General features: G+C 67.2%; 20 protein-coding genes. 12 read left to right on the top strand and 8 right to left on the bottom strand.

Features of this window, described 5'->3' with window-relative positions:
- The first annotated feature begins 221 nt into the window (after window positions 1-221).
- The 11 genes from ACH438_RS09360 (at window position 222) to ACH438_RS09310 (ending at window position 14,138) form a co-directional block, all read left to right on the top strand.
- Window positions 222-1,487, top strand: coding sequence for an MFS transporter (locus ACH438_RS09360; protein WP_397003047.1), 1,266 nt, complete (start codon window positions 222-224; stop codon window positions 1,485-1,487).
- A gap of 441 nt (window positions 1,488-1,928) precedes the next feature.
- Window positions 1,929-2,711: a hypothetical protein gene (locus tag ACH438_RS09355; RefSeq protein ID WP_397003045.1), complete on the top strand. Its 783-nt coding sequence runs from the start codon at window positions 1,929-1,931 to the stop codon at window positions 2,709-2,711.
- Window positions 2,711-3,013 (top strand): PqqD family protein, encoded by a 303-nt coding sequence (locus ACH438_RS09350; RefSeq protein ID WP_397003043.1) that lies wholly within the window; start codon window positions 2,711-2,713, stop codon window positions 3,011-3,013. Before ACH438_RS09355 ends, ACH438_RS09350 begins: the two co-directional genes overlap by 1 nt.
- Window positions 3,014-3,050: 37 nt before the next feature.
- Window positions 3,051-5,060 (top strand): BTAD domain-containing putative transcriptional regulator, encoded by a 2,010-nt coding sequence (locus ACH438_RS09345; RefSeq protein ID WP_397003041.1) that lies wholly within the window; start codon window positions 3,051-3,053, stop codon window positions 5,058-5,060.
- A 17-nt stretch (window positions 5,061-5,077) separates the two neighbouring features.
- Window positions 5,078-6,385, top strand: coding sequence for an adenylosuccinate lyase (purB, locus tag ACH438_RS09340; protein WP_397003039.1), 1,308 nt, complete (start codon window positions 5,078-5,080; stop codon window positions 6,383-6,385).
- Window positions 6,372-6,776, top strand: coding sequence for a GNAT family N-acetyltransferase (locus ACH438_RS09335; protein WP_397003037.1), 405 nt, complete (start codon window positions 6,372-6,374; stop codon window positions 6,774-6,776). Before purB ends, ACH438_RS09335 begins: the two co-directional genes overlap by 14 nt.
- A 74-nt stretch (window positions 6,777-6,850) precedes the next feature.
- The gene (locus tag ACH438_RS09330; RefSeq protein WP_397003035.1) at window positions 6,851-8,548 is read left to right on the top strand and encodes a hypothetical protein; all 1,698 of its coding nucleotides are present in this window, start codon (window positions 6,851-6,853) and stop codon (window positions 8,546-8,548) included.
- Window positions 8,538-9,965 (top strand): amidase, encoded by a 1,428-nt coding sequence (locus tag ACH438_RS09325; RefSeq protein WP_397003033.1) that lies wholly within the window; start codon window positions 8,538-8,540, stop codon window positions 9,963-9,965. The genes ACH438_RS09330 and ACH438_RS09325 overlap by 11 nt, the downstream gene beginning before the upstream one ends.
- Before the next feature lie 12 nt (window positions 9,966-9,977).
- Complete coding sequence (locus ACH438_RS09320; protein WP_397003031.1) at window positions 9,978-11,516, top strand: glutamine synthetase family protein; 1,539 nt, start codon at window positions 9,978-9,980, stop codon at window positions 11,514-11,516.
- 19 nt (window positions 11,517-11,535) lie between these two features.
- Window positions 11,536-13,503: an FAD/NAD(P)-binding protein gene (locus ACH438_RS09315; RefSeq protein WP_397003029.1), complete on the top strand. Its 1,968-nt coding sequence runs from the start codon at window positions 11,536-11,538 to the stop codon at window positions 13,501-13,503.
- 8 nt (window positions 13,504-13,511) lie between these two features.
- Window positions 13,512-14,138 carry a hypothetical protein gene (locus ACH438_RS09310; RefSeq protein ID WP_397003027.1) on the top strand — a complete coding sequence of 209 codons (627 nt, stop codon included), beginning with the start codon at window positions 13,512-13,514 and terminating at the stop codon, window positions 14,136-14,138.
- Window positions 14,139-14,155: 17 nt separating this feature from the next.
- Here the strand turns inward: ACH438_RS09310 and ACH438_RS09305 are convergent, their stop codons facing one another.
- From ACH438_RS09305 to asnB, 8 genes are all read right to left on the bottom strand, one after another.
- Complete coding sequence (locus tag ACH438_RS09305; RefSeq protein ID WP_397003025.1) at window positions 14,156-15,250, bottom strand: methyltransferase; 1,095 nt, start codon at window positions 15,248-15,250, stop codon at window positions 14,156-14,158.
- Window positions 15,251-15,285: 35 nt separating this feature from the next.
- Entirely contained in the window at window positions 15,286-16,152 is an 867-nt protein-coding gene (locus tag ACH438_RS09300) for a TauD/TfdA family dioxygenase (RefSeq protein ID WP_397003023.1), read from the bottom strand.
- Between the two features lies 1 nt (window position 16,153).
- Window positions 16,154-17,425, bottom strand: coding sequence for a biotin carboxylase N-terminal domain-containing protein (locus ACH438_RS09295; RefSeq protein ID WP_397003021.1), 1,272 nt, complete (start codon window positions 17,423-17,425; stop codon window positions 16,154-16,156).
- Between the two features lie 34 nt (window positions 17,426-17,459).
- Window positions 17,460-18,200: a metallophosphoesterase gene (locus tag ACH438_RS09290; protein WP_397003018.1), complete on the bottom strand. Its 741-nt coding sequence runs from the start codon at window positions 18,198-18,200 to the stop codon at window positions 17,460-17,462.
- Window positions 18,197-19,315: a phosphonopyruvate decarboxylase gene (gene aepY, locus ACH438_RS09285; protein WP_397003016.1), complete on the bottom strand. Its 1,119-nt coding sequence runs from the start codon at window positions 19,313-19,315 to the stop codon at window positions 18,197-18,199. Before aepY ends, ACH438_RS09290 begins: the two co-directional genes overlap by 4 nt.
- A complete protein-coding gene (locus tag ACH438_RS09280) occupies window positions 19,312-20,169 on the bottom strand; it encodes an isocitrate lyase/phosphoenolpyruvate mutase family protein (RefSeq protein WP_397003013.1) in 858 nt (285 codons plus the stop codon). The genes aepY and ACH438_RS09280 overlap by 4 nt, the downstream gene beginning before the upstream one ends.
- Window positions 20,166-20,834, bottom strand: a complete 669-nt coding sequence (locus tag ACH438_RS09275) for a class I SAM-dependent methyltransferase (RefSeq protein ID WP_397003011.1) — start codon at window positions 20,832-20,834, stop codon at window positions 20,166-20,168. Before ACH438_RS09275 ends, ACH438_RS09280 begins: the two co-directional genes overlap by 4 nt.
- A 74-nt stretch (window positions 20,835-20,908) precedes the next feature.
- The gene (asnB, locus tag ACH438_RS09270; protein WP_397003009.1) at window positions 20,909-23,107 is read right to left on the bottom strand and encodes an asparagine synthase (glutamine-hydrolyzing); all 2,199 of its coding nucleotides are present in this window, start codon (window positions 23,105-23,107) and stop codon (window positions 20,909-20,911) included.
- A gap of 312 nt (window positions 23,108-23,419) precedes the next feature.
- Here asnB and ACH438_RS09265 point away from each other — a divergent pair, with 312 nt between their 5' ends.
- Window positions 23,420-23,908 (top strand): hypothetical protein, encoded by a 489-nt coding sequence (locus ACH438_RS09265; protein ID WP_397003007.1) that lies wholly within the window; start codon window positions 23,420-23,422, stop codon window positions 23,906-23,908.
- Window positions 23,909-23,929: the final 21 nt, after the last annotated feature.

Below are 23,929 nucleotides of genomic sequence, written 5' to 3'. Positions count from 1 at the left end.
CTTCATGCACCCACCCTCCAACTTGAAGCACGCTTCAAGTCAAGGGGCAGTTCGCCCGAGGCGCAATATTCCGTGCAGTACGAGTGCGGTCAAGCGGGTCAAGCAAGCGCTGAAGGTCCCGAACATGTTGTCGCAGTGCATAATTGGATTTCAACGGTACCTGAGCTGCGGGATGGAAGCAAGGGCTACTGGGTTGCGGCGGGCATGCCTAGTGTGGGTGCATGACAGGGCAGTCGACCAGTGATCTTTCGATAGCGCGAAAAGTTGTGTCGGGGCGGGACTTTCGCTTGTTGTGGTTGGGGCAGACGGTCAGTTTGCTGGGGAGCAATGTGTCTACTGTGGCGTTGCCGTTGGTGATGGTGGTGACGTTGGGGGCGGGAACTTTTACTGTTGGGTTGCTTACGTCTGTTGCTTGGCTGCCTTGGTTGGTTATCGGGTTGCCGGCGGGGGCTTGGGTTGATCGGCTGGCTCGGCGGCCCGTGATGCTGTGGTGCGACGTTGTGTCGTTGGTGGCGGTGATGACTGTTCCGGTTGCTGCGTGGTTCGGGGTGCTCACGGTTGGGCAGTTGTTCGTGGTGGCTGCTGTCGGGGGGTGTGCCAAGGTGTTCTTCACTACGGCGTATCGGGCTTATCTGCCGTCGCTGGTGCCCGGTGATGAGTTGATGGCGGCGAATTCGCGGTTGTACGGCAGTGAGGCGACGGTGCAGGTTGTCGGGCCGGGGTTGGGTGGGGTGCTGGCCAGCGTTTTCGGGGCGGTGTCGGGGCTGGTGGTCGATGCGCTCAGTTTCGGGGTATCTGCCGTCTGTCTGTGGGGGATCCGGGCGGAGGAGCCGCGGCCTGCGGTGACGGGGCGGGGTGGGCTGCGGAAGGAGATCGGTGAGGGGCTCCGGTTCGTGGTGCGGGATCCGTATCTGCGGGTGCTGGTGTGTTACAGCGCTGCTGTGAATATCGCGCTCATGGGGTTCACCTCGATTTCGGTGCTGTTCCTGGTGCGGGACGTCGGTGCGGGGGCGGGCACGGTGGGGGTGGTGCTTGCGCTGTCCTCGGGGGGTGGGGCTATCGGGGCCGTGCTGGCCGGGAGGATTTCGGGCAGATTCGGTTCTGCGCGTGCTGTTGTGCTGCTGCAGGCGGCGACTGTGCCGATGGGGCTGCTCATTCCGTTGACCGGGGCGGGGTTCGGGTTGGTCTGGTATGTGGCCGGCGTGCTGGCGATCGAAATCGGAGGCGTCGCATCGAATGTCATCATCAATACCTTCCGGCAGCAGTACTGTCCGCCCGAGCTGCTGGGCCGGATCAATGCCAGCATGGCCATGGTCACCGTCGGGGTGGTTCCGCTCGGTGGTGTGCTCGCCGGTGGGCTCGGCACCGTGTTCGGTGTCCGCCAGGCGATCTGGATGATGACCGGTCTGCTGGCGTTATCGGTGGTGATCCTGCTGATGAGCCGGATCCGGGGGCTGCGCGACTTTCCGGCAACGCGTTCGGTGTAGCCGTTTCGGCTGCTGGACAGGCTAACTCGACACCGGCGGCCGAATTTTCTTCTATCCCTCGTGGATCCGGCGTTCTGCTGATACGAATTATCGAAATACATTGCAGCGCCTGGCATCTCATCCTCTCATGTCGCAGGTCATCACCCCTCGAACGCTCGGTGATGGCGCGGAACATGGGGCGTACCAACAGGATTCACAATCCATGTGACCTACCTCACAGTCGGCCCGCATGACAAACTGGTGAACGTCTGATTAACATGAGCATGAGTGGTCGGAAAAACACCGAAAATCCGTGCAGGGGAGTGTAATTCCACCGAAAAATCCAGGTGGGAGTGTAAAAACCACGCGCGAGGGGCGTGTGGTTTCTGGGTGCTGCCCAGCTGGTTTCGGGTGAAATCCCCTGAAGATTCGGATCAGTAACGATCAGGGAGACTTATCTTAATGTCGTTTGATCTTTCGAATGTGATCGGCGAGCTGCGCACGAGAGAGCTGCTGCCCGCCGCCTACGACACGGTCATCGCGAGCGGCTCGCTGATTCGCGGCTGGGGAAATCCGACCAGTGACCTCGATGTCCTCGTGGTGACCAGGGAACCGTGGGTCAGCTCGATCGGCGAGACCAATCATGTTGCGCTGGAACCGAACTCGCTCCAGTACGAGATCACCTTCGTCGACGACCGCCGGTGGGATATCGAGTACTGGACTGCCGCGCAGGTGGAGCAGGTGACGGCGAAGGTGTCGCGTGAGCAGTTCACCGCCGACAAGGGTGCGTGGCGCACGCTCAGTCACCACGAGATCGCCCTGCTGGAACGCCTCCCGTATGCCGCACCGGCCGATGACGGCGCCTGGCTCGAGCGCACTCGCTCGGTGCTCGCGGACTCGGCGCACCGGTCGGTGCTGGTGGTGAACTCGCTGCGGCAGGCGGACAGCTACACCGAAGATGCCGCCGGCCAGGTCGCGCGGGGTGATCTGCACAGCGCGGTGATCTCGACCAAGAATGCGTTCAGCCACGCCGTGGACGCCCTCCAGGCCAGCCAGGGGCAATTCGGGAGCCTGTGGCCGAAATGGCGAGCGCGGCGCATGCAGATCCTGGATCCGGAAATTCTTCCCTTCACCGACTATTGGGCAGTCGAAACCATGCGCACCTTCGACCCCGACAACCCACGGAAATGGGTAGAGGAAACCATCGCCGTCTGTCAGCGAATCTCCATGGAGGTGTCCGTCTGATGGCAGCAGAAAATGCAGGCTCGGTGGGCCCGGAAGCTATCGCCGCACTGCCCTTGAACGTGAAGATCCGGATCCACGGCGGCAAGACGATCGTGGGTGGCTACCAGCACTTTTACGAACTGACCGAGTCGGCGGCGTTCATCTGGCGCCAAATAGACGGCACCCGAACCGTGCACGATATCGGGCTCCTGGTCGCCGGAGAATACGATATCGATAAAGAATCGGCCACCCAGGACGTCGCCGAACTCCTTACCGAACTCGCCGAGCACGACGTGATCAAGATACGCAACGATAAATCTTGAATATTTCCTGGTCAGCTGCCGGAAGAACGAGAGTGGGATGCAGGACGATTTACAGTTCGAACTCTTCGGTCCGCTGACAGTCAGGCACAACGGGCACATTATCGAAATCCCGCGGGCCAAACATCGAGTCGTATTGGCCACGCTGCTGCTCCAAGCCAATCGCGTGATAACGGCCGAGGAATTGATCCAGCAGCTCTGGGGCAGTAATCCGCCGGCCACCGCGCGGAAGACGCTCCAGGGATATATCGCCAGGCTCCGCAAGGCGCTCGGCGCCGAACGCCTGGTCAGCCGCTCCGCGGGCTACGCCATCGTGGTGGCGGCGGACCAGGTGGATCTCGGCCGCTTCGACACCCTGCTGGACCGGGCGGAACAGGCCACCGAACCGCACGACCGCGCCCGCCTCTTGCGAGCGGCGATGAGCGAATCGCGAGGCACTCCGCTGGTCGATATCTCCTCGGACTATCTCAAACAAGGCGACGGCGCCGCGCTCGTCGAACGCTGGCTGAACGCGACCGAACAATGGGCGGAAGCCGAAATGGCGGTCGGCCGGCACGCGGATGTGCTGCCCCGGCTGCGGTCGCTGGTCTCCGAACACCCCTTCCGGGAATCGGCTTGGCGGCAGCTGATGGTGGCCCTGTTCCGCGCGGGCAGACAGGCCGACGCCCTCGCCGCCTACCAGGAGGTCAGGCAGCTGTTCGCCGACGAACTCGGCGTCGAGCCCAGCGAAGAACTGCGCGCACTCCAGCGGCAGATCCTGGCCGCACCGAACACCCTCGCGAAACCGCGGTTCGACACACCCCCGCAGCGTGGCGAACGGGCTGCCAAGTCGCCCTTCACCCTCCCGCCCAGCCACGCGGAGTTCATGCGCCACGACATCGAACAAGAGGTCACGCGCGCACTGACCGCCATACGGGACGCGAACAGCGGTGACGAGAGCACTCCTCGGATCGTCGCTCTGCACGGTCCCGCTGGAGTCGGCAAGACCACCCTGGCAGTCCGTGTCGCCCACGCGGTCAGCGGCCACTTCCCCGACGGCCAACTGTTCATCGAGCTACAGGAGGCCGGTGTACCACGCGAACCGGTCGATATCCTCCGAGAAGTGGTCGGCGCCTTGGGAATCCGTCCTGCTGCGGTTCCCGCGGACCTCGGCGCGCTCAGCGCGCTGTATCGAAACCTGTTGTCCCACAGGCGAGTACTCATGGTCCTCGACGGCGCGGTCAGCGAGGCCCAGGTCCGTCCGCTCATCCCGGCCGCGCCGACCAGCGCACTGCTGGTCTCCAGTCTGCAGATGCTGCCGACCCTGGACAGCGCGCATCACGTCCGTTTCGGCCTGCTGTCACCGCGGGAATCGGTGGACATCCTGGCCCGCATCATCGGACCGGACCGGGTGGCGGCCGAGGAACGCGTGGCCGGCGACCTGGCCGCGCTCTGCGGTCAACTCCCGCTCGCCATCCGGATCGTGGCCGCGCGACTGCTCGCCCGGCCGCATTGGCGACTGGCGCAACTCGTCGACCGACTCGCTCCCGAATCCCGCCGGCTGGATGAACTGGTGGCAGGCGACCTGAGCGTGCGCAGCAGTCTCGAGGTCAGCTACCGGGCCCTGGATGCCCCGGCCCGCCGGGCCTTCCGCCTGCTGAGCCTCCTCGAAATGCCCTCGTTCCAGGTTCATGTCGCGGCCGCGGCGCTGGACTTGCCCGAGGACCGCACCGAGGAACTCCTGGAACAGGTGGCCGCACACCACCTGCTCGACGCCGGGTTCGTCAAAGGCAACGGCATCCGCTTCGCCTACCACGATCTCGTCCGGCTCTACGCGAGACAGCGCTGCCTCGACGAGGATCCGCCGCACGGGCGGCACGAAACCGTCGAGCGCGCCCTCGCCGCTTGGTATTCCGCGCCCAGAACGTCGAGCACCGCCGCTCGTACCGACCCCACGACACCGGGCGCGAACCCGGGGCATCGGCCCTGGTCCCGCTCCCGGCCCGGCCGCGGTCCGCTGCCGCGGCTCGCCGAACCGGGATCGGTACGGAACCCCACACCGGCGGCGTAGCCACAGGAGAACCAGAGTTGATCGAACGCTACTCACGCCCGGAAATGGCCGCGCTCTGGACGGAGGAATTCAAATACGCCACCTGGGTCCGGGTCGAAGTGCTGGCCAGCACCGCGCACGCCGAGCTGAACATCGTGCCCGCGGCCGACCTCGACATCATCCGGCGGGCCCCCGTTCCCGCGCCCGGCCGGGTCCGCGAGCTCGAACACACCCGTGACCACGAGATCCTCGCCTTCCTCGCCGCTTACACGGAGACGATGCCGCCGGACTCGGCACGCTGGGTACACCACGGCCTGACCAGCTATGACGTGGTCGACACCGCCCTGGGTCACATCCTGGACCGTTCCTGCGCCCTAGTGTTCGATGCCGCCCGCGCTTTCCTGAAAGCCTTGGTGCAGCGGGCATTCGAGCACTGGGACACCCCCTGCATCGCTCGTACCCACGGCGTGCACGCCGAGCCCACGACCTTCGGGCACAAGCTCGCCGTCTACGCCCACGCCATGCATCGCGGCCTGACCCGGCTCACCGCGGCCCGCAGCGCGGTCGCCGTGGGCACCCTCTCCGGCCCGGTCGGCACCTACTCCCACATTCCGCCCTATGTGGAGGAATTCGTCTGCGCCGCACTGGGTCTGGGCATCGAGCCGATGCCGACCCAGGTGGTCGCCCGGGACCGCCACGCCCAACTGCTCAGCGCACTGGCCGAAACCGGTGCGGTGGTCGAGCAATTCGCCCAGGAGATGCGAATGCTGCAGCGCACCGAGATCGCGGAGGTGGAGGAACCCAGAACCAGCGCCTACCAGGGTTCCAGCGCGATGCCGCACAAACGCAACCCCACCACCAGCGAACGGCTGTGCGGCCTGTCCCGCATTCTGCGGGCGAATGCCGGTGCGGCCCTGGAGAACATCGCCCTCTGGCACGAGCGCGACCTGGCGCACTCCTCCGTGGAACGGGTCATCCTGCCGGACAGCCTGACCGTCGCCCACTACCAATTGACCTCGGCCACAGACCTTCTCGAGGGACTGCGGATCTTCCCGGATCGAATGGCACGCAATATCGACGCGACCCACGGGCTGATCTACAGCTCGGAGGTGTTCCTCGACCTGGTCGCCGGTGGCGCCCACCGCGAGGAGGCGTACCGCCTGGTCCAGGCGGCGTCCGCCGCCGCCTGGGAGACCGGGTCGAGCCTGGCCGCCGCGCTCGCCGCCCGCGATGTCACCGTCGCGCCGGAGCAATTGAGCCCGCAACGATTCCTCGGCAACCGCACGCATTTGAGATCCCGGCTGGAAATTCTCGACAAGGAGCTAGGTAGTCATGTGGAAATGTGAGTCCGTCGTCGGCGCCGCGCTCGACGTCGACGAAGTGGCCGCGCTGTACCGGGCCTCGACCCTGGCCGACCGGCGCCCGGTCGACGATCGCGACCGGTTCGCCCGGATGCTCGCGGGCGCAAACCTTTTCATCACCGCCCGCATCGATGACCGGTTGATCGGCATCGCCCGCTCGCTCACCGACGGCGCCTACGTGACCTACCTCAGCGATATCGCCGTCGACGTCGAATTCCAGCGTCGCGGCGTGGGACGCGACCTGATCAAGGCCACCCGGGAAGCGGCGCCGCGGGCCAAGATCGTGCTCCTCTCGGCGCCGGCCGCCACCGACTACTACCCGCACATCGGTTTCACCCGTCACGAATCGGCCTGGACGCTCGATGCGCTCGGCTGATTCCCGATCGCGCATGCCCGCCCATGCGCCGATCCCCGCTCGCAATCACTCCGAACAGGCTCTGGTGATCAACAATGCGCTTGAAGACGCAGGGGTTCGATGCTCTGATCACCGCGGCCGCGCAGCAGGCGCGCGGTTGCGGTCTGGCCGCCGACGCGGTCCGGATCGCCGTCACATTGGACGGCAAAGTACCCGAACAGGTCGGCCGCGAGGCCATGAACCTGAGCGAACGGGTATGCGTGGAACTCGCGGAATCCTGTGCCGCGGGATTCGACGCGACCGCCTCCGACGGCGACCTGCTCATGCTCTCCGAATCCGGACGGCTCCGGCTCTTCCCCGATGAGATCCAGCCACCCGACCAGGGTCATCACCTGCTGGGCGCGCTGAAATGGCACTCCCGCCCGGCCTCGGTGGCCAGGCTGTGGGAGCTCACGGAGAACATCGAACGACGCCAGTTCGAGGAGATCCGCCGCTGGCTCGCCGGCCACAGCGCCGAGCAGGTCCGGCAGCGCGTCCAGACCATCGGCCACGCCCTGATCCACATGGCGCCCGTGCTGTTCTATGTGGGCGACCGCTTCTACAGCAACCTCGGCCGGTTCACCAACCTGCCCGGCCGCTCGCTGCCCATCGGCGCGCCGGCCTCGGTCCTCACCCGGCTCGCCGAGTCTCCCGCTGGACAGTGGTCGGCCGAGGACGCCACCTTCGTCGCGTGCCTGCATGCCTTGATCAACTCCGGAACACCGGTGCGCGCAGAGGAATTCAACGGACTCCAACTCGATCCCGACACCGTGGTGTCCTTCCTCGAGGAACGCGTGCAGGCATATGGCGCGCACCTGCCCGAGCCTCCGGACGGCGGCCTCGGCGCCCGCCTGGACCAGCTCGCTGACGCCTGCGCGCGGGCCCGGGCCGCGCTGCTGCGTGAAGGCGCCACCTTCTATCGGGTCATCAACGGGATCAACCTGCACAAACGCGAACAGATCATGACCGAACCGATCGGACCGCATGATCTGCCACCGATGCTGGTGGAGTTCCTCGAGGAAGTCGCGGGCCGGTCCTTCCCCGCCGATGCCGCGACCCCGGCGGTCGAGGAATTCGTCGCCCAGGCGATCCACGATCTGCCATCGGATGTCCCGGGCGGATTCACCACGCCGTACGAGAGTTTCCTGCACAGGTTCTTCGAAACCGCGGCCACCGCACTGCACTGCGATGTCGCCATGGGCCGCGGCCCGCGGCGAGTCGTGGACCTCGGCAGCGACGTGCCCGTGGCCCAGCGCGCCGGCCTGGCGACTCGTGACTTCTACTGCTGCGTCGCCCCCAGCGCCGCGTTCATCGAACGCTTCGACGCGGACTACGGGGCGCTGGCCCGCACCCTGTCCGCGTACAGCGCCCGAATGCGTTACAACACTTGGCATTACCTCCCGCACACCATGTCCTGGCCCGAGGAGGAGTCGGGCCGCGACGACTGGTTCTTCGCGCCGGTGATGCCCGATATGACCCGCTGGTCCGATCAGCACCACACCGGCCACGTCACTTTCGGTGTGCGACACGCCTTGCGGATACCGCTGGGCATCGTGCTGGGCGGCAGATACCGCCCGGGCCTGTACGACCTGCGGCTGATGCGAACCAGCGGTGGCGAATTCGGCCTCGATGATCTGCGGGCCGCGATCGCGGTGGGCCGGATCCAAGCCATGGCGCATCAGGCCGCCGCGGACCGGGGCCTGGAGATCGAGGACTTCGACAACACCTGGTATCGGGAATTCCATGGAGTCTGAGCTCCAATACGCGGGCATCGACACCATCCGCCGCCTCTACACCGACGGCACCTTGTCCCCGACCGAATACCTGGCCGTCACCTTCGACCTCCTCGACCGGCTGGAGCCGGAACTCGGCGCCTTCGTCACCCTCGCCCGCGAGCGGGCGACAGCCGAAGCCACTGCGGCACAACGGAGAGTGCGCGCGCTGGGCGTCGCCGCCTGGGGCGATCGCCCACTGCTCGGCATGCCCGTCTCGATCAAGGATTTGACGCCGACCGAGGGCATCCGGACCACTCGCGGTTCCCTGCTGCATACCGCGACCGTCCCGGCCGAGGACGCCCCCGCCGTCGCCCGGCTACGCGCGGCGGGCGCCATCATCATCGGGAAAACCAATACCTCCGAAGGTGGTTGGAGCGCGTCGGGCGTCAACCGGCTCCACGGCCCCACCCGCAATCCCTGGGATCCGGCACTGACTCCCGGCGGATCCAGCGCCGGCGCGGCCGCGGCGGTCGCGATGGGTGTCGGCGTCGCCGGCACCGGAACCGACGGCGCCGGGTCGATCAGGATCCCGGCGGCCTACTGCGGGGTGGTCGGGTTCAAGCCCACGCTGGGACGCATTCCCTACGTGCCGGCGAGTCCCGACGAGCTGTCCCATATCGGGCCGCTCACCCGCACCGTCGACGACGCCGTACTGCTGTTGCGGGTCATGTCCGGGTTCGACGCCCGCGACGCGCTGACCTTCCGGACACCACGTTGCCCCGCAACGGAATCCGACGCCGCGCCGCGCCCGCTGCGGATCGGCTGGATCTCCTCGCTCGGGGCGCCGGACCCCCATCCGGAGATCGAATCGCTCGCGCGCAGTGCGGCATGGTCCCTGGTCGCGCGGGGACACGTGGTCGAAGAGATCGCGCCACCGTTCGAGGATCCCTACCCGATTCTGGAGGTCATCCTGTCGAGCTGGGAATCCGCCACGTACGCGGATGATTTGGAGGTCGTCGCCGACCGGCTCGATCCGGACCGGTTGCGGGTCATCCGATTCGGCAACACCCTGGACGCGACGCAGCTCGTGCAGGCCTACGCGGGCCGCAGTCGACTGCGCACCCAGGTCCACGACATCATGACCCGCTACGACCTGCTGGCCATGCCCACCGTCCCCATCCCGCCGTTCGCCGCCGAACTCCACGAGCCGGCCGAACCGGTGCGGAAAGGCCGGCTGTCCTGGCTGTCGTGGACACCCGGGACCTACCCGTTCAACCTGACCGGCCAGCCCGCGGTCTCGGTGCCCGCGGGGCTCACCACGAGCGGACTCCCCGTCGGGCTGCAGCTGGTCGGCGGCATGCACGCCGACGCACTGGTCCTCGCCGTCGCACGACAGCTCGAGCAACTGAACCCCTGGCACCACCTGTACGCCGAGCTCTCGAAACGCTGGTCCTAAGGAAGATGGACAATGACGACTGTCTGGACACACCCCGCCGGCACCCGGCGCTACGCGCGGTTCTCCACCGGCAGTGTGGGTTTCGTGGAACGGCACGACGTGTGGAGCGCGGAACAGCACGCGGCGGCCGAACGACTGGAAGACACCCTCGCCACCCTGGAGTTCGTGCGGGTCGGCTTCGGTGACCCGCACGGGCTGGTGCGCTCGAAGACCCTGACCACCGACGCTTTCCGGACCGCACTGCGCAACGGCCTCGATATGAGCCCCGGGCCCTTCGTCTTCGACACCGGACACGCGGTGGGCGTCGACTTCTTCCGGCCGGGCGGGGGCATCGGGGTCCCGGAACTGACCGGCGCCGGTGACTTCCTGCTCGTCCCTGACCCGCTCACCTTCCGGGTGCTGCCCTACACCGAAGCCGCGACCGGCTGGATCATCGCGGACGAATACCTGCGCGACGGCACGCCACACCCCCTGTCCAGTCGCCACGTGCTGCGCCGGATGACCGATCGAGCGGCGGCTCGTGGCCTGGACTTCGTCGTCGGCCTCGAAGTGGAGTGGTATCTGACCCGGCTGACCGGGCAGTCGCACGCGAACATGGTGGGCGGCTTCGGAATTCAGGGTGAGCCGCCCGCGGTGGCGCCGGTCGACAGCGGCTACCAGTTCAACCTGGACACCTTCACCGACGGCGTGATGCCGGTGGTCACGCCACTGGTCCGGGCCATCCGGGAATTGGGACTGCCGCTGCGTACCGTCGAACACGAGTCGGGGCCGGGTCAGCTGGAATTCACCTTCGATCCCATGGACGGCTCGGCGGCCGCCGACGCAATGTTGTTGCTGCGCACCGTGATCAAACAACTCTGCGCCCGGCTCGGCCATCACGCCTCCTTCATGGCGCTGCCCGGGCTCCCCAACTTCGATCCCAGTGGCTGGCACCTGCATCAGTCGCTGTTCGACGTGGCCGAGGACCGCAATGTCTTCGCCGTGACCGACGGGGCCGGGCCACTGTCGGAGATCGGGCTCGGTTATGTCGCCGGTCTGCTCGAGCACGCCGCGGATCTGGCCCTGCTGGCGGTGCCGACCGTCAATGGCTATCGCCGTTTCGGCGAACGGTTTTCGCTGTCCCCGGACCGGGTCGTATGGAGTCCGGAGAACCGCGGCGCCCTGATCCGGGTGCTCGGTGGCCCGGGCGAGGAAGCCACGCATGTGGAGAACCGGATCGGCGAGCCGTGCGCCAATCCGTATCTCTACCTGGGTTCGCAGCTCGCCGCCGGACTGGACGGCATCGAGCGCGGGCTGCGACCCGACACCGCGGCGATCGATCCGCACGCCGATGCCGCGGCCAGACTGCCGGCCGACTTGGCGGAATCCGTGGACCGGCTGGAACGCGCGACCCTGTGCCGGGACCTGCTCGGTGATCCATTGCTGCAGTGCCTGATCCGGCTCAAGCGCAGTGAGGCGGCACGGTTCCGGGACTGGCTGGCGACCGCGGATCGGACCGAGGCGAACGCGGTCACCGAATGGGAGCAGCGTGAGTACTTCGGCGTGTATTGACGACGGTCATGCCTCTGGAATGTGCTTGGAAATCTGCCTGATCGGTGCCGGGCCGCGCGGTCTGTCGGTGCTGGAACGAATGGTGGCCAATACCGAAGAGTTCCTCCCGGCCGGTGCCCGGTTGCGAATCCATGTGGTGGATCCGCGACCGGGCAGCGGGCAGGTCTGGCGCACCGACCAGTCATCCGAGCTGCTGATGAACACCGTGGCCGCACAGGTGACCCTCTTCACCGACGAGAGCGTGCGCATGAACGGCCCTGTCGTGCCGGGGCCCAGCCTCTACGAATGGGCCATCGACCCTGCTCATCACACACCCGAGGAGTTCGCGAATATCATTGGGCTGGGGGCGAACTCGTACCCCACCCGCGCGCTGTACGGGCGGTATCTGGAATGGGTACTGCGCACCGTGGTGGCCCGATCATCGCCCCGCGTGAGCATCTGCTTGCACCGGCAGCGGGCCGTCCGCCTGGACGACGACCCACGCGGCCGGCAGATCGTCCATCTGGACGACACAACGGTGTTGCGGGCCTTGGACGCGGTGATTCTCGCCCAAGGACATCTGCCCGCCACGCCGACTCCGCAAGAGCGGGGGCTCGCCGAGTTCGCCAACCATCATGGGCTGTCTTACATTTCGCCGGGAAATCCGGCCGACAGAGACCTCGCCGGGATCGGGGCCGGGGAGCCGACACTGCTGCGTGGACTCGGCCTCAACTTCTTCGACTACCTGGCCTTGCTCACGACAGGTCGCGGCGGAGTCTTCGAGTACGCCGGCGGCAAGCTGGTCTACCGTTGCTCGGGTCGGGAACCACAGCTGTTTGCCGGGTCCCGGCGCGGCGTGCCGTACCACGCGCGGGGAGAAAACGAGAAAGGCGCCTATGGCAGGCACCTCCCCATTGTGCTTACCGCGCACGTGATTTCGGAGTTGCGCCGCCGTGGTGAGCGGAGCTCGGGGTTGTCCTTTCGGCGTGATGTGTGGCCCTTGGTAGCCCAGGAAGTGGAAACCGTCTACTACGCGACCCTGCTCCGCGCACGACCCGCGCCGCAGGCAGCCGCCGAACTGCTGGCCGTGAGTTCGACAGGCCCATGGACACCTCGGCAGCGCGATCGCCTGCTCGACGACCTCGGTGTCGAGACCGGACAGCGCTGGAACTGGGACCGGGTCGCCCGCCCTTGCGGTGACCGGCGATTCACCGGCAGCGCCGAGTTCACCGCGTGGGTACTCGCCCACCTGCGCACCGATGCCGCCGAGGCGCAAAAGGGGAACGTGAACAATCCCTACAAGGCGGCGCTCGATGTGCTGCGCGATCTACGCAACGAGGTCCGTCTCCTCGTCGACCACGGCGGACTGTCAGGTTCGTCCTATCAGGACGACCTGCGCGACCGGTACACCCCGTTGAACGCCTACGTCTCGATCGGTCCACCGGTCAGCCGAATCCAGGAAGCAATCGCCCTGATCGAGGCCGGGATACTCACGATCATCGGGCCCGACGCCGATTTCGGCGCCGACCCGGTCACCGGCCGTTTCATCGGTGGCTCCCCGCGCGTCGATGGGTCGCGGATCCAGGCGTCGGCCCTGATCGAGGCGCGGCTACCCGAAATCGACCTGGCCCGAACAGCGGACCCGCTGCTTACCTGGCTACGAGACACCGGCCAGTGCACGGGCCATATCGTCGACGACCCCCGGCGTCCGTTCCGGACCGGCGCGATCGCGGTCACTCAACGGCCCTATCGAATGATCGACGCGGCCGGACGAGTACATCCCCGCCGGTTCGCCTACAGCGTCCCGACCGAAGGCGTCCACTGGGTGACCGCCGCGGGCGTACGTCCCGGGGTCGACTCGGTGATCCTCGGCGACGCGGACTCGATCGCGCGTGCCGTGCTGGCACTGGCCGAGCCGATAGCGTGCCGCTCCGCCGGGACACCATCAGCTGATTTCCGCCCGGTGCGTGATGCGCACAGGATCAACGAGAGGATTGGCAAACAGTGATCGTGGCAATGGACGGACCCGATGGCGCGGGCAAGAGCTCGCAGGTCAAGCGGCTCGCCTCGTGGGCGCACAGTCTCGATATGTCCTTCCGCGTGGTCGGGAAGTGGCAGGTGCTCGAGGAGGCGGCCGTCCCGCAGGCCCGATTCCTGCGCGGGACCACATTGGACGAGCTGCGCGTGTGTATCGCGGAAATGCCCAGCCCGTCCCGCATGCTGTTCCTCGGCTGGCTGAATACCTTTGCGGCGGAACGCACCCGGCAGGCCGAAGAGGATCTGGTTGTGCTGGACGGCTATTGGATCAAACACGCCGCCACCGAACTGCTGGCCGGGTGCCCGCAATCGCTGGTCGACGCGATCGTGGACGCCATGGCGCCGGCCGATCTGGTCGTCTTCTTCGATGTCACCCCGGAGGAAGCCCTGCGCCGCAAGAAGGGTGACATCACGCCGTACGAATGCGGTCTGGATCCGGAATGCCGGCCGGAACGGTTCCTGTCGCATCAGGCCGCGGTGCGCGACGTCATGCTCGACTGGGCGCGCACCCGTGGCTGGGACGTGATCCGGGCGAATACGGCCGACGCGGCGCACCATCGGATGCGGACACTGCTGGCGCCGCACCTGGCGGCCACCGGGTCCTGATCGGGCGGCGCCTCCGGCTACGGTGCGGGATCCAGGATCCGAATGCCGGAGGCGCCCTGATCGATTCGCAGAAAGGCCAGGCGGGCGCCGGTCGCGCCGTCGCGGGCATACATCTCGGTCACCTCGGCGTGCAGGGTATCGGGGTCGGCGTGGCCCGCGGACTCCTGGAAGTGCGACATAGTGGTCTGAACCAGGGCCGAATCGGCGTCCACCGGCATTCGGTCGGTCAGCGTGACGGTGAGGCCGCACTCCGCCGTGCAGGCCCAGTCGCGCAGTTCCTCCTCCATCAGCAGCTTGCCGTCCGAGTGGAACAGCAGTGCGGTGAGGTGCGCGGTACCGCCCGGTGCGAGACGTCCCGGCAGGCCGGCGAGGACCCGGCGGCCGATGTCGAAGCCGTCCGCCCCGCTGGCTCGCACGTCGGCCGGCTCCCGGGTCGAAAAGGTAGGCAGGAACGGAACATTCGCCACGACATGGTCGTAGGTCGTCTGGTCCGGTAGCGGCTCATAGAGGTCGCCGGCGAATACCTCGACACGGTCGGAGAGGCGGTTCATCGCCGCGTTGAGCCGGGCCGCCGTGGCGGCGTCCGGGAGCAGTTCGACCAGGGTGGCCCGGCCGCATCGCTGGGCGGCCACCAATCCTTGAAAGCCGGGACCGGCGCACAGATCGAGGACCCGGGCCCCGGGCCGGTAGACGGCCCGCCGGGCCAGGTTGATCGAATCGGTGCCGAAGTAGTGACGCGGTGTGAACGGCGAAGGCGGCTCGGCGAAGAGCCATATTCCTTGCGCCCGAAGGAGACTCACGTCGACGAGCTGAACCTCGGCGCCCTGGCGTACGGCGATGCCGTGGTCGGCGAGCGTCGGCACCGCGTCCGCGACGGGGTCGGGAAGCCGGTCGATCCGCATCGGCCGCCCGAGCAGCAGCAGCCCGACCAGGTCCCGCAGCACTCCGTCGAGAGTTTCTGCCCCGCAGGCCCATTGGTGGCAGTCCACCGAATCGCCGGGGAAGGAGGCCAGGAATTCGGCCAGGCCCAGGCGTTCCAGTTCGGCGGCGAAGCGGGTCATCGTGGATTCGGCGCCCGGTGCCGGGTGTGCCGAGATGTGGCCGAAGGGCATTGCGCGCGTTCTCTTCCGATGTTCGGGGTGACGGGTCAGGGCATGGCGATCCAGGTCCGGAGCAGCAGTCGGCCGCCGGCGCCGGATCGGTCGTCCTCGAACTCGGTCCTGCCGTGCACGATGGAGCGGTTGTCGATGAAGATCATTTCGCCGGATGCGAGGCGGCCGTGCACCTGCAGATCCCGCCGGTCGAGCAGGGTGTCCAGGAAGTCCATCGCGTCGACCTGTGCGGGGGTCAGCGCCGGCACGTGCTCGTGGCGATGGCCGAGTTCGATGTATTCCCGCAGGTAGTACATGCGTGCGTGGCTCCCGCTGAGGTCCAGGATCGGGCGCTGGGTGGTCGGGGGAGTGCCGGGGGAGTCGTCCCTGGTGTCGAAATGGACCGGCAGTTGCAGGGTTTCCAGCACGTCCGGGTGTTCCCGCAGGATCTCCAGTAGATCATCGACGTGCACCGTGACCAGCGCGCCGCCGCGCGCGGCCGGGCGCAGGCAGAACAGGGTGAAGCAATCCGGCAGTCGTCCCGGCCGGTGTGCCGCGTCGGTGTGGAGGTTGCCGCCGTGGCGGCTGTCGGAATAGCGGGCGGTCGCGTCGTCGCCGATGCGGACGCCGCGGTCGCGGACTTCTCGCAGGATCGCCCCGGCGCCGTCCTGTGGGAGCAGTTCCCCGACCGTGCGTGAGGTGGCGAGGGCGAACTCGCGGGCCTGCGCCTCGGTGAGCCCGTCCAGTCCGGACAGTACGAAGTAGCCGGGTCGCCGGTCGAGGTGACGCCGGAGGTAGGACCGGAGGGTCTGCTCGAATTCGCGCCGGTGGCCTGCGGCGTGCTGGTCACCGTCGGTGATCGCCTGCGCCGCTGCGGCATCGACGTGATATCTGACGTCGGAGAACGGGTCGTTCGCGGTCATCTCAGACTCCCAGGACGTGGTGGTCGATCAGGTCGGCGCGGGCCGGATCGGAGGCGCGCAGCCAGCTGACGATCTCGGGTCCGCAGTGGTCGATCCCGGTGACGTCGGAGGCTTCGAGCGCGCGCAGTATCGTCCGGGCGACGGTGACGCGGTCGGCGCCGGCGGCCAGGACCTGAGTGATGATGTTGTCCAGCGTGATCGGCCGCGCGCGGTCGAGGGCGCAGTTGTAGACCGCCCCGGGCTCCGGAAACAGCTCGAGGGTCCGGAGCGAGCCGGTGTGGCCGGGCCGCAGGAACATTCGAGCTTCCAGGCAGTGCACCGCCGGGTCCACGGTGATCTCGCCGGGGGTGAAGGACCGTCCCCGGGCGAGTTCCAGTTGCAGCGCGATGAGGTCGGCGCCGGTCTGCGTTTCGCACATTCGAAAGGCCAGCGGCAGGCGGCCGTTCAGTTCCAGGAAGTAATAGCCGTGCGGGCCGACGATGAATTCGACGGTCGCGATATTGCGCAGCCCGATGCCGGTGACCAGCCGGGCGGTGTCCTGCCGCATCCTGGCCAGCAGCTCGGGGGCGACGCCTAATACCGGCGTTGCTTCCAGCAGCTTCATGCTTCCCGTGACCAGCAGGCTTTCCCGCTCGCCGAGTTCGAGCACGGTGCCGGTGTCGTCCACGGCGACCGTGACACCCACGACCTGTCCCGCTTGCACGTATCGCTCTGCGTACCAACCATTTTCGCCCGGCAGTGCGGCGAGGATCTGCTCGGCCGCTGCCGTCGTGTGTGCGATCTGCACACCCTGGCCGCCGCAACCGTCGGTGGGTTTGACGATGACGGGAGCGCCGATCTCCGCGACCAGCCTGGTGATCGCCGTGCGCCCGGCAGCATGCGGTAGCACCGGGATGCCGAGGCGTTCGGCCGTGGCGACCGCATGCTCCTTGTCCCGGGCCTGCGCCAGCACTTCGGCCGTCGGTCCGATGTATCCGATGCCGGCCGCCGCCAATCGATGCGCGAGTTCCGGATCTTCCGCCAGCGCACCGTATCCCGGATATACCGCGTCGGCGCCGCACCGCTGTGCGGCGGCCACGATCTGCCCGGGATTGTCGTAGGTTTCCGCGAGGCCGTCACCGTCGAGGTACTCGCAGCCGTCGGCGGTGCGCGTGTGCGAGGTTTGCGGGTCGGACCGTGCGGCGACCGCGATCGGTGAAAGTCCCAGCGCCCGTGCGGAATCGATCGCCCTGGTAGCGATCGCGCCACGGTTGGCGATCAACAGCTTTCTCATGGCCTGCTCCCGGTCCGTCATGGTCGGCGCCGCCTCAGTCGAGGGTGCGGAAGTGCGTGACCAGGCGGCGCTGGTCGTCGAGGATGTGGAAGGCCAGTCCCGGGGCGAGTTCGTAGTCGACGTCCGCGCGGCCTTCGAAGGGCAGCGGGACGGTCGAGGCCACACCGGGACCCACGCAGAGCGGGATGCCGTCGAAGGTCGTGACGGCCGCGACATGGGCATGCCCGCACAACAGCGCCACGACCTGCGGATGGCGGGGCAACAGCTCGGCCAGGCGCTCGGCACCGAACTGCCGGACACGGTCCACGAAGGGGGTATGCAGTTCCACGGGCGGATGGTGGAAACACACGAAGACCGGCAGATCGCCGGTCTCGGCGGTGAGCGCCTCGTCGAGCCAGGTCAGCGTGCGGTCGCTCAGCAGACCCTCATCACTGCCGGGAATCGTGGAGTCGCACAACATGAATACCGCGCCCGGCGCCCGCACGATGCGGTTCACCTCGTCGTCGGCGGCGCTCTCGTCGAGCAGGCCGACCCGGAACGCGGAGCGGATGTCATGGTTGCCGGGCAGCACGAGTACCGGGCACGGCAGCTTCAGCAGGGCTCGCGCCTGGTCGTATTCGGCGGCCGCGCCGTGGTCGGCGATATCGCCGGAGACCAGGACCACGTCGAGCCGGTGGGCCATATCGCGCAGGTAGTCCAGGACGCGCTCGGCCCGCCGGGTGGCCCGCGGACCGGTGTCCAGGTGCAGGTCGCTGACGTGCGCGATGGTGATCATCCCTGCCTCCCGGTGCCGGCGGCCGACGGTGTGGCTTCCCGCTGGAATCGGGCTCTGACCTCGCTGTTGGTGTGTGTGCCGGTGACCCGTGGCGGTGTCGCGCCGCCCTTGCCGATATGGATGGCCACCAGGTGCGGGCCGGGCAGGCCGGCGATCTTCTCCAGGTGGGCGTGGATCTCAGGCACTGTCCGGCAGGCTTGGCCGGTGCGGTAGCCGGCCGCGAGGGCCAGATCGGCCCATTGCATGACGGAGTCCCGGGTGCGCTGGCCGCCGGTGGAGTCGTAGGAGGCGTTGTCGAGCACGAAGTGCGTGAGATTCTCCGGCTGTCGCTCACCGGCCAGAGCCAGTCCGCCGAGATGCATGACGGCGGCGCCGTCGCCGTCGATGACGGCAATCCGCCGATCGGGGCGGTTCAATGCGGTGCCCAGGCCCAGGCCGATGGCATGTCCCATCGAGCCCTGCATGTAGAAGTTCCGTGGATTGTCGTCGGCTCCGAACAGTTCCCGGCTGATCATCCCGGTAGTGCTGTAAACCAGTGCGTCGCCCAGGTGTTCGGCCAAGGCCGCCACGGCGTCCTTGCGGCTCAACTCGTTTCGGTCGGCGGCGGGTGCTGCGTGGTAGGTGCCGATGGTCTCGGCCGGTACCAGGATCACGAACGATCGATTCTCGAGCCGCTCTTCTTCGGCGAGATCGAGCAATTCGGTCAGGCTGGACTCGTCGGAGCCGAGGATGCCGTGGGCCACGTCGATGGCTTCCAGCACGCCGATGGTCCCCGCCCCCATCGCCGCGTGGTGCGGTTCGTCGTCCTCGGCGGCAGGCCAGCCCCGCAGGCTGATGAAGAGCAGCAGCGGGATGTCGTAGGCCATGGTCAGGGAGGTGAGCGGGTCCAGCAGATTGCCGAGACCCGAATTCTGTGCCAGGACAACCGCCCGGGTGCCGGTCAACTCCGCCCCGGCGGCCATTGAGAGGGCGATGCCCTCGTTCGGCGCGGGCACATAGGTGTCCCGCTTCTCCAGCAGGGCGAAGGCGCCCTTCAGGAACGAGCACGGGACTCCGCTGAAGAACCCGAAGCCGCGGCGATCCAGTTCGGCGCAGACGAATTCGGCGTCGATCATGCGCTCCACTCCTCCCATTGCGCGACGGCGGTGAGGCTGAACAGTTCCTTCATGGACGCGATGGAGTCCTCGACGCTGTCCGTCCCGCCGTGCAGCCGGATCTCGCTGAGCACATCGCGGGTGGCCGAAACCGACGCGCGCAACGCATGATTCGCGTAGATGACCATGGCGACGCCCGCCGCTTGGGCTTCCGCGAGATTCCAGTGCGGATAGGTGGTGGGCACCACGACGACGGGTGTCCGGGCCTGCCACGCCTGGAGGAACTCCACGATCTCGACCGGAGAGGATTTCTTGGAGTGGATCAGAATGGCGTCGGCATGCGCGTCGGCGTAGAGGTGTGCGCGGCGCAGGGCTTCGTCGAGACCTTGTCCGGCGATGAGCGCTTCGGTGCGGGCGACCACGGTGAAGTCGTCGCTGCGCCGGGTGCGGGTGGCGGCCTCGATGCGGCCCGCGAACTCGTCGGCGTCCTCGAGGGCCTGCTCGCCTTCCAGGAAGCTGTTGCGTTTCGGAAACACCTTGTCCTCGAAGCAGACTCCGGCGATGCCCGCGTCCTCGAAGCGCTGGACGGTGCGGATGATATTGATCTTCCCGCCGAATCCGGTGTCGCAGTCGGCCATCAGGGGCAGGCCGGTGGCCTGGTTGATGAGCGCGGAGGCGTCGAGGAGTTCGGCCATGGTCAGCAGGCCCAGATCGGGCAGGCCGCGGGCCGCGGACAGTTCGAAGCTGGAGGCCCACAGGCCGTCGAATTCCGCGTTCTCGACGAGACGTGCGGTGAGCGCGTCCCGGGAGCCGACGATCCGGGCGATCTCCTTGCGCTGCAGTAGTTCCCGGAAGCGCGCTGCCTTCGACATCATCTCTCGTCCTCTGCGGTGGTGGCGGGCAGCTCGAAGCGGCAGTGCCAGTGGAAGGATCCCGGTGTCGAATGTTCCGAGTCGTCGGCGCTGAGCAGCTGGAACCCGTCGTGCAGGCGAACGATGTCGGCGATGTCCGTGTACAGGTGGGGATGGATCTTGTCGTCGGTGGCGTCCGGTTGTACGAAGGTGTTCGGGCTGATCTCGGTGCCGCGGCCGTATTCCAGGTTCCGTTTGGACAGCATCGTGCACTGGTAGATCCCGCTCGGTCGCAGTACCCGCCGGATCTCGGAAAGCACTGTGGCGAGCCCGGTTTCGTCGGCGTGGTAGACGACGTTGAAGGCCAGTACGTAGTCGAAGCTGTTGTCGGGGTACGGCAAGGTGGCGAAATCACCGACCTGCAAGGCGAGTTCGACGCCGAGTTCGCGGGCCGCGGTCTCGGCCGTCGCGATCGCGGCCGGGCTGCGATCGATGCCGGCGCTGGCAAATCCCTGCTGCGCGAAGAAGAGTGCGTGCCGGCCAACTCCGCATCCGAGGTCCAGAGTGTCCTCGAGGCCTCGCGTGCGCAGGCGGCCGGCCTCGTCCACGACCCAGGGATGCGGTTGCGACCAGTCGGCGCGCCCGGTGTCGGTACGCCAGACCTTGTCCCAGTAGAGATGAGCTGTCATAGGGGTGACCTCATTGATGTGTCCACATCCGGGTCCGGATGCCGAGTGCGAATGGGCTTGCGAGGCAGGACGCCTCAGCGCGTGGGAACGACCTCGCTCGTGACATCGGTGAGCAGGCCGATCTCCAGCGATTCCGCCAGCAGCGGCTGCAGTGCTCGCAGGTCGCAGCCGACGTCGGCGGCCACCTCGGCGAGGCTGCGCCGGCCGTCGAATCCGCGCAGCAGCCGCAGCCAGTCCAGATGGGTGAGGTGGTCGATGACGAACACCAGCGAGCCGTCGACCGCCACGTAGGAAGTGTTGCGGCCCTGCGCGTCATCGAGGATCAGGACATCCGGGGCGACCGCGAGCACGGTGGCGGAGTCGAGCGGGTGCTGCGGGAACAGGTCGCGGACCTCGGTGGCGTCGAAGTCGGAGACGGCGATCTCGTAGGGCGCGGGTCCGGGCGCCGGGCGAGTGGCGGGCACCGCGACCGTCATCAGATCGAGCAGCCCGAGGTTGACCACGCGCAGCAGCAGCTGGACGTGCGCCGAGCCCTGGGCCGCTTCCAACCGGCGCAGCGTGCCCCGGATGTTCCCGGCGTCCAGGTACTGGGCCGCGCGCGGTGACGAGAGCGCCTCTTCGATGAGCTCGTCGCCGTGCTGCGCCAGCATGCGGGTGAAGGTCCGGTGGGTGTGCCGCACGCCCTCGCCCTCGTAGAAGGCGAGCTTCGGCCGGTCGAGCACCTCGGCCGGCAGGATGTCCCGCACGGCTTCCCGGATGATCCGCTTGTCCCAGAACAGTCGTTTGCGGTGCGCCCGCGGCACGGTGGCCAGCAGCTCGACGATGCGATGGTCGAGGAACGGCACCCGGGCCTCGACCCCGTTCCCGGAGGCGGTCCGATCCTCGGCCCAGAGGTTGTACTGCTGCATCTCGCGGAACTTCCACGCGAAGTAGGAGCGGTAGGGGTCGTCCATCGCGCTCGGGGCATAGACGTCGATCGCGTTGTCGCTCAACAGCGGCAGATCGGCGTCCTCCCACCAGCTGGCGACGGAGGTCCGGGCGCCGAGGGCCTTGCGGCGGGCGAGAGCGTTCAGGTTGGCGAGGAAGTCGTCCCAGTCGCCGCCACCGGCCAGGCCGACGCTGTACCCGCCGCTGAATTCGTCCGCGCCGGAACCCAGCAGGATCGCCTTGAGTTCGGGGCGTTCCCTGCGCGCGAACCGGTACAGCTCGCTCTTGTAGAACTGTTCCGGTCCGCACTGCGGCGTTTCCATCAACCACAGCAACCGTTTCCATTCCGCGGTGGAGGGAATCCGGTCGGCGGGGAAGGCCACCTGATGGTTGGGCAGTCCGAGGGCAGCAGCGGTGCGATGGGCGTACGGCGCGTCCTTGTTGACCACGGTACTGCCGGTCAAGGCACTGAACGTGTGCAGACCGGTGTGCGCGGCCATGGCCGCGACGGCGGCCGAATCGATTCCGCCACTGAGGAATACACCGATCTCGGCGTCGGCGATCAGGCATTCCTGCACCGAGGACGACAGCAGATCGCCGAGGGTCTGGACGAAGTAGCTCTCCGGCACCTCGTCCGGGTCGACCGGGGCGGGAAGTTCCCAGTAGCGGTGGTCGCGGGTGGCGCCGTCGCGCAGGCTCACCGTGCGGATGGTGCCGGCGGGGACGTGCTCGACATGCTTGAACCAGGTGATGGGTTCGCCGTCGACCATGGTGAGCGCGGCGCTGAGGCCCTGTTCGGCCAGCGCCAGTTGCCAATCCAGTTCACGCGGGCACGCCGGATGGGCGAAGAGCGCCTTGATCTCCGAGGCGAACAGGATCGTGTCCTGCGCGCGATGGACGAACAACGGTTTGATGCCGAGCCGGTCCCGGGCCAGGATCAGCCGCTGTGCACGGAGATCGATGACCGCGATGCCGAACATGCCGCGCACATCGTCGAGGAAATCCAGGCCCTTTTCCAGATAGAGATGGAGCAGGACTTCGCAATCGGATTCACTGCGGAATTTCGCTTTCGAGCGGAGGCTCTTGGTGAGTTCCCGGTAATTGTAGATTTCACCGTTGGCCGCCAGGATCACATTTCCGTCATCACTGATGAACGGTTGCCTGCCGCCCTCCGGATCTATCAGTGCGAGCCTGGTGAAGGACATGCTGGCCGGCCCGGCGTGATGGAACTGCATGTCATCGGGGCCGCGTGGGCGCAGTGCGCGGGCCATATCGCGCAGAATCCGGTCGGATGTCTCCGCGAGAGAACCTCCGTCGGTACGGGCAAATCCGGCAATTCCACACATATCGATCCCGATTCTCGCGCGTCCTGGTGCGGTGAAATGCAACGTGCCACGCTTCTTGCACGCAAGAAGCGTGGCACGTCGTACGGCTGCTGTTTAGAGGACAGCGCCGATCAGTGCCGCCTGATTGACCTTCACGGCGGTGGGCTTGGTGTAAACCTTCATTTCTTTCACCTCCCGGTGGAATAGTTGCCGACTCTTGCTGTGACCACATTCCCTCGGCCCGGTGGCGTGCCGGTGGTATGCCGGTGGCACGACCGCGGTTTCGCTCCTCCGGGGTCGCCGGCATCCCGCTGAAGCGGGAAGGATCGAGCCATGAGCATGAGTACGGAGATCGAACGCCGGTTCATCGTGCGCGACGGCTTTCCGCACGAGGAGGTCACCGGGACGGAACACATCAGGCAGGGCTACCTGCCCCTCGTCCCCGGAGACAGCGAGGTCCGGGTCCGCCGACGCGGCGGCCGGGAGTTCATGACGGTGAAATCCGGCTCCGGCCTGGTCCGGACCGAGCACGAGGAACCCATCTCACCGGCCCTCTTCGACGCGCTGTGGCCCCTGACCGAGTCCAGGTCCGTCGTCAAGGAACGCCATATAGTCCCCTTGCCCGGGAACCACTCGGCCGAGGTCGATGTCTTCGAAGGCCGCCTCACCGGCCTGGTCACGGTGGAGGTCGAGTTCGAATCGACCGAAGCAGCACACGATTTCGTCGCGCCCGCCTGGTTCGGCCCGGAAACCACCCACGATCCCCGATTCCAGAACCGATCACTGGCCCTGATCGCCGACCTGACGGAGCTTCAGCTCTAGGCCGACCGGCCGGGCGATCGC

The sequence above is a fragment of the Nocardia sp. NPDC020380 genome (assembly GCF_044386975.1).
Taxonomy (GTDB): Bacteria; Actinomycetota; Actinomycetes; order Mycobacteriales; family Mycobacteriaceae; genus Nocardia.
Note: the sequence above shows the minus strand (reverse complement) of the source record. Positions and strands in the feature narration are given on the sequence as shown.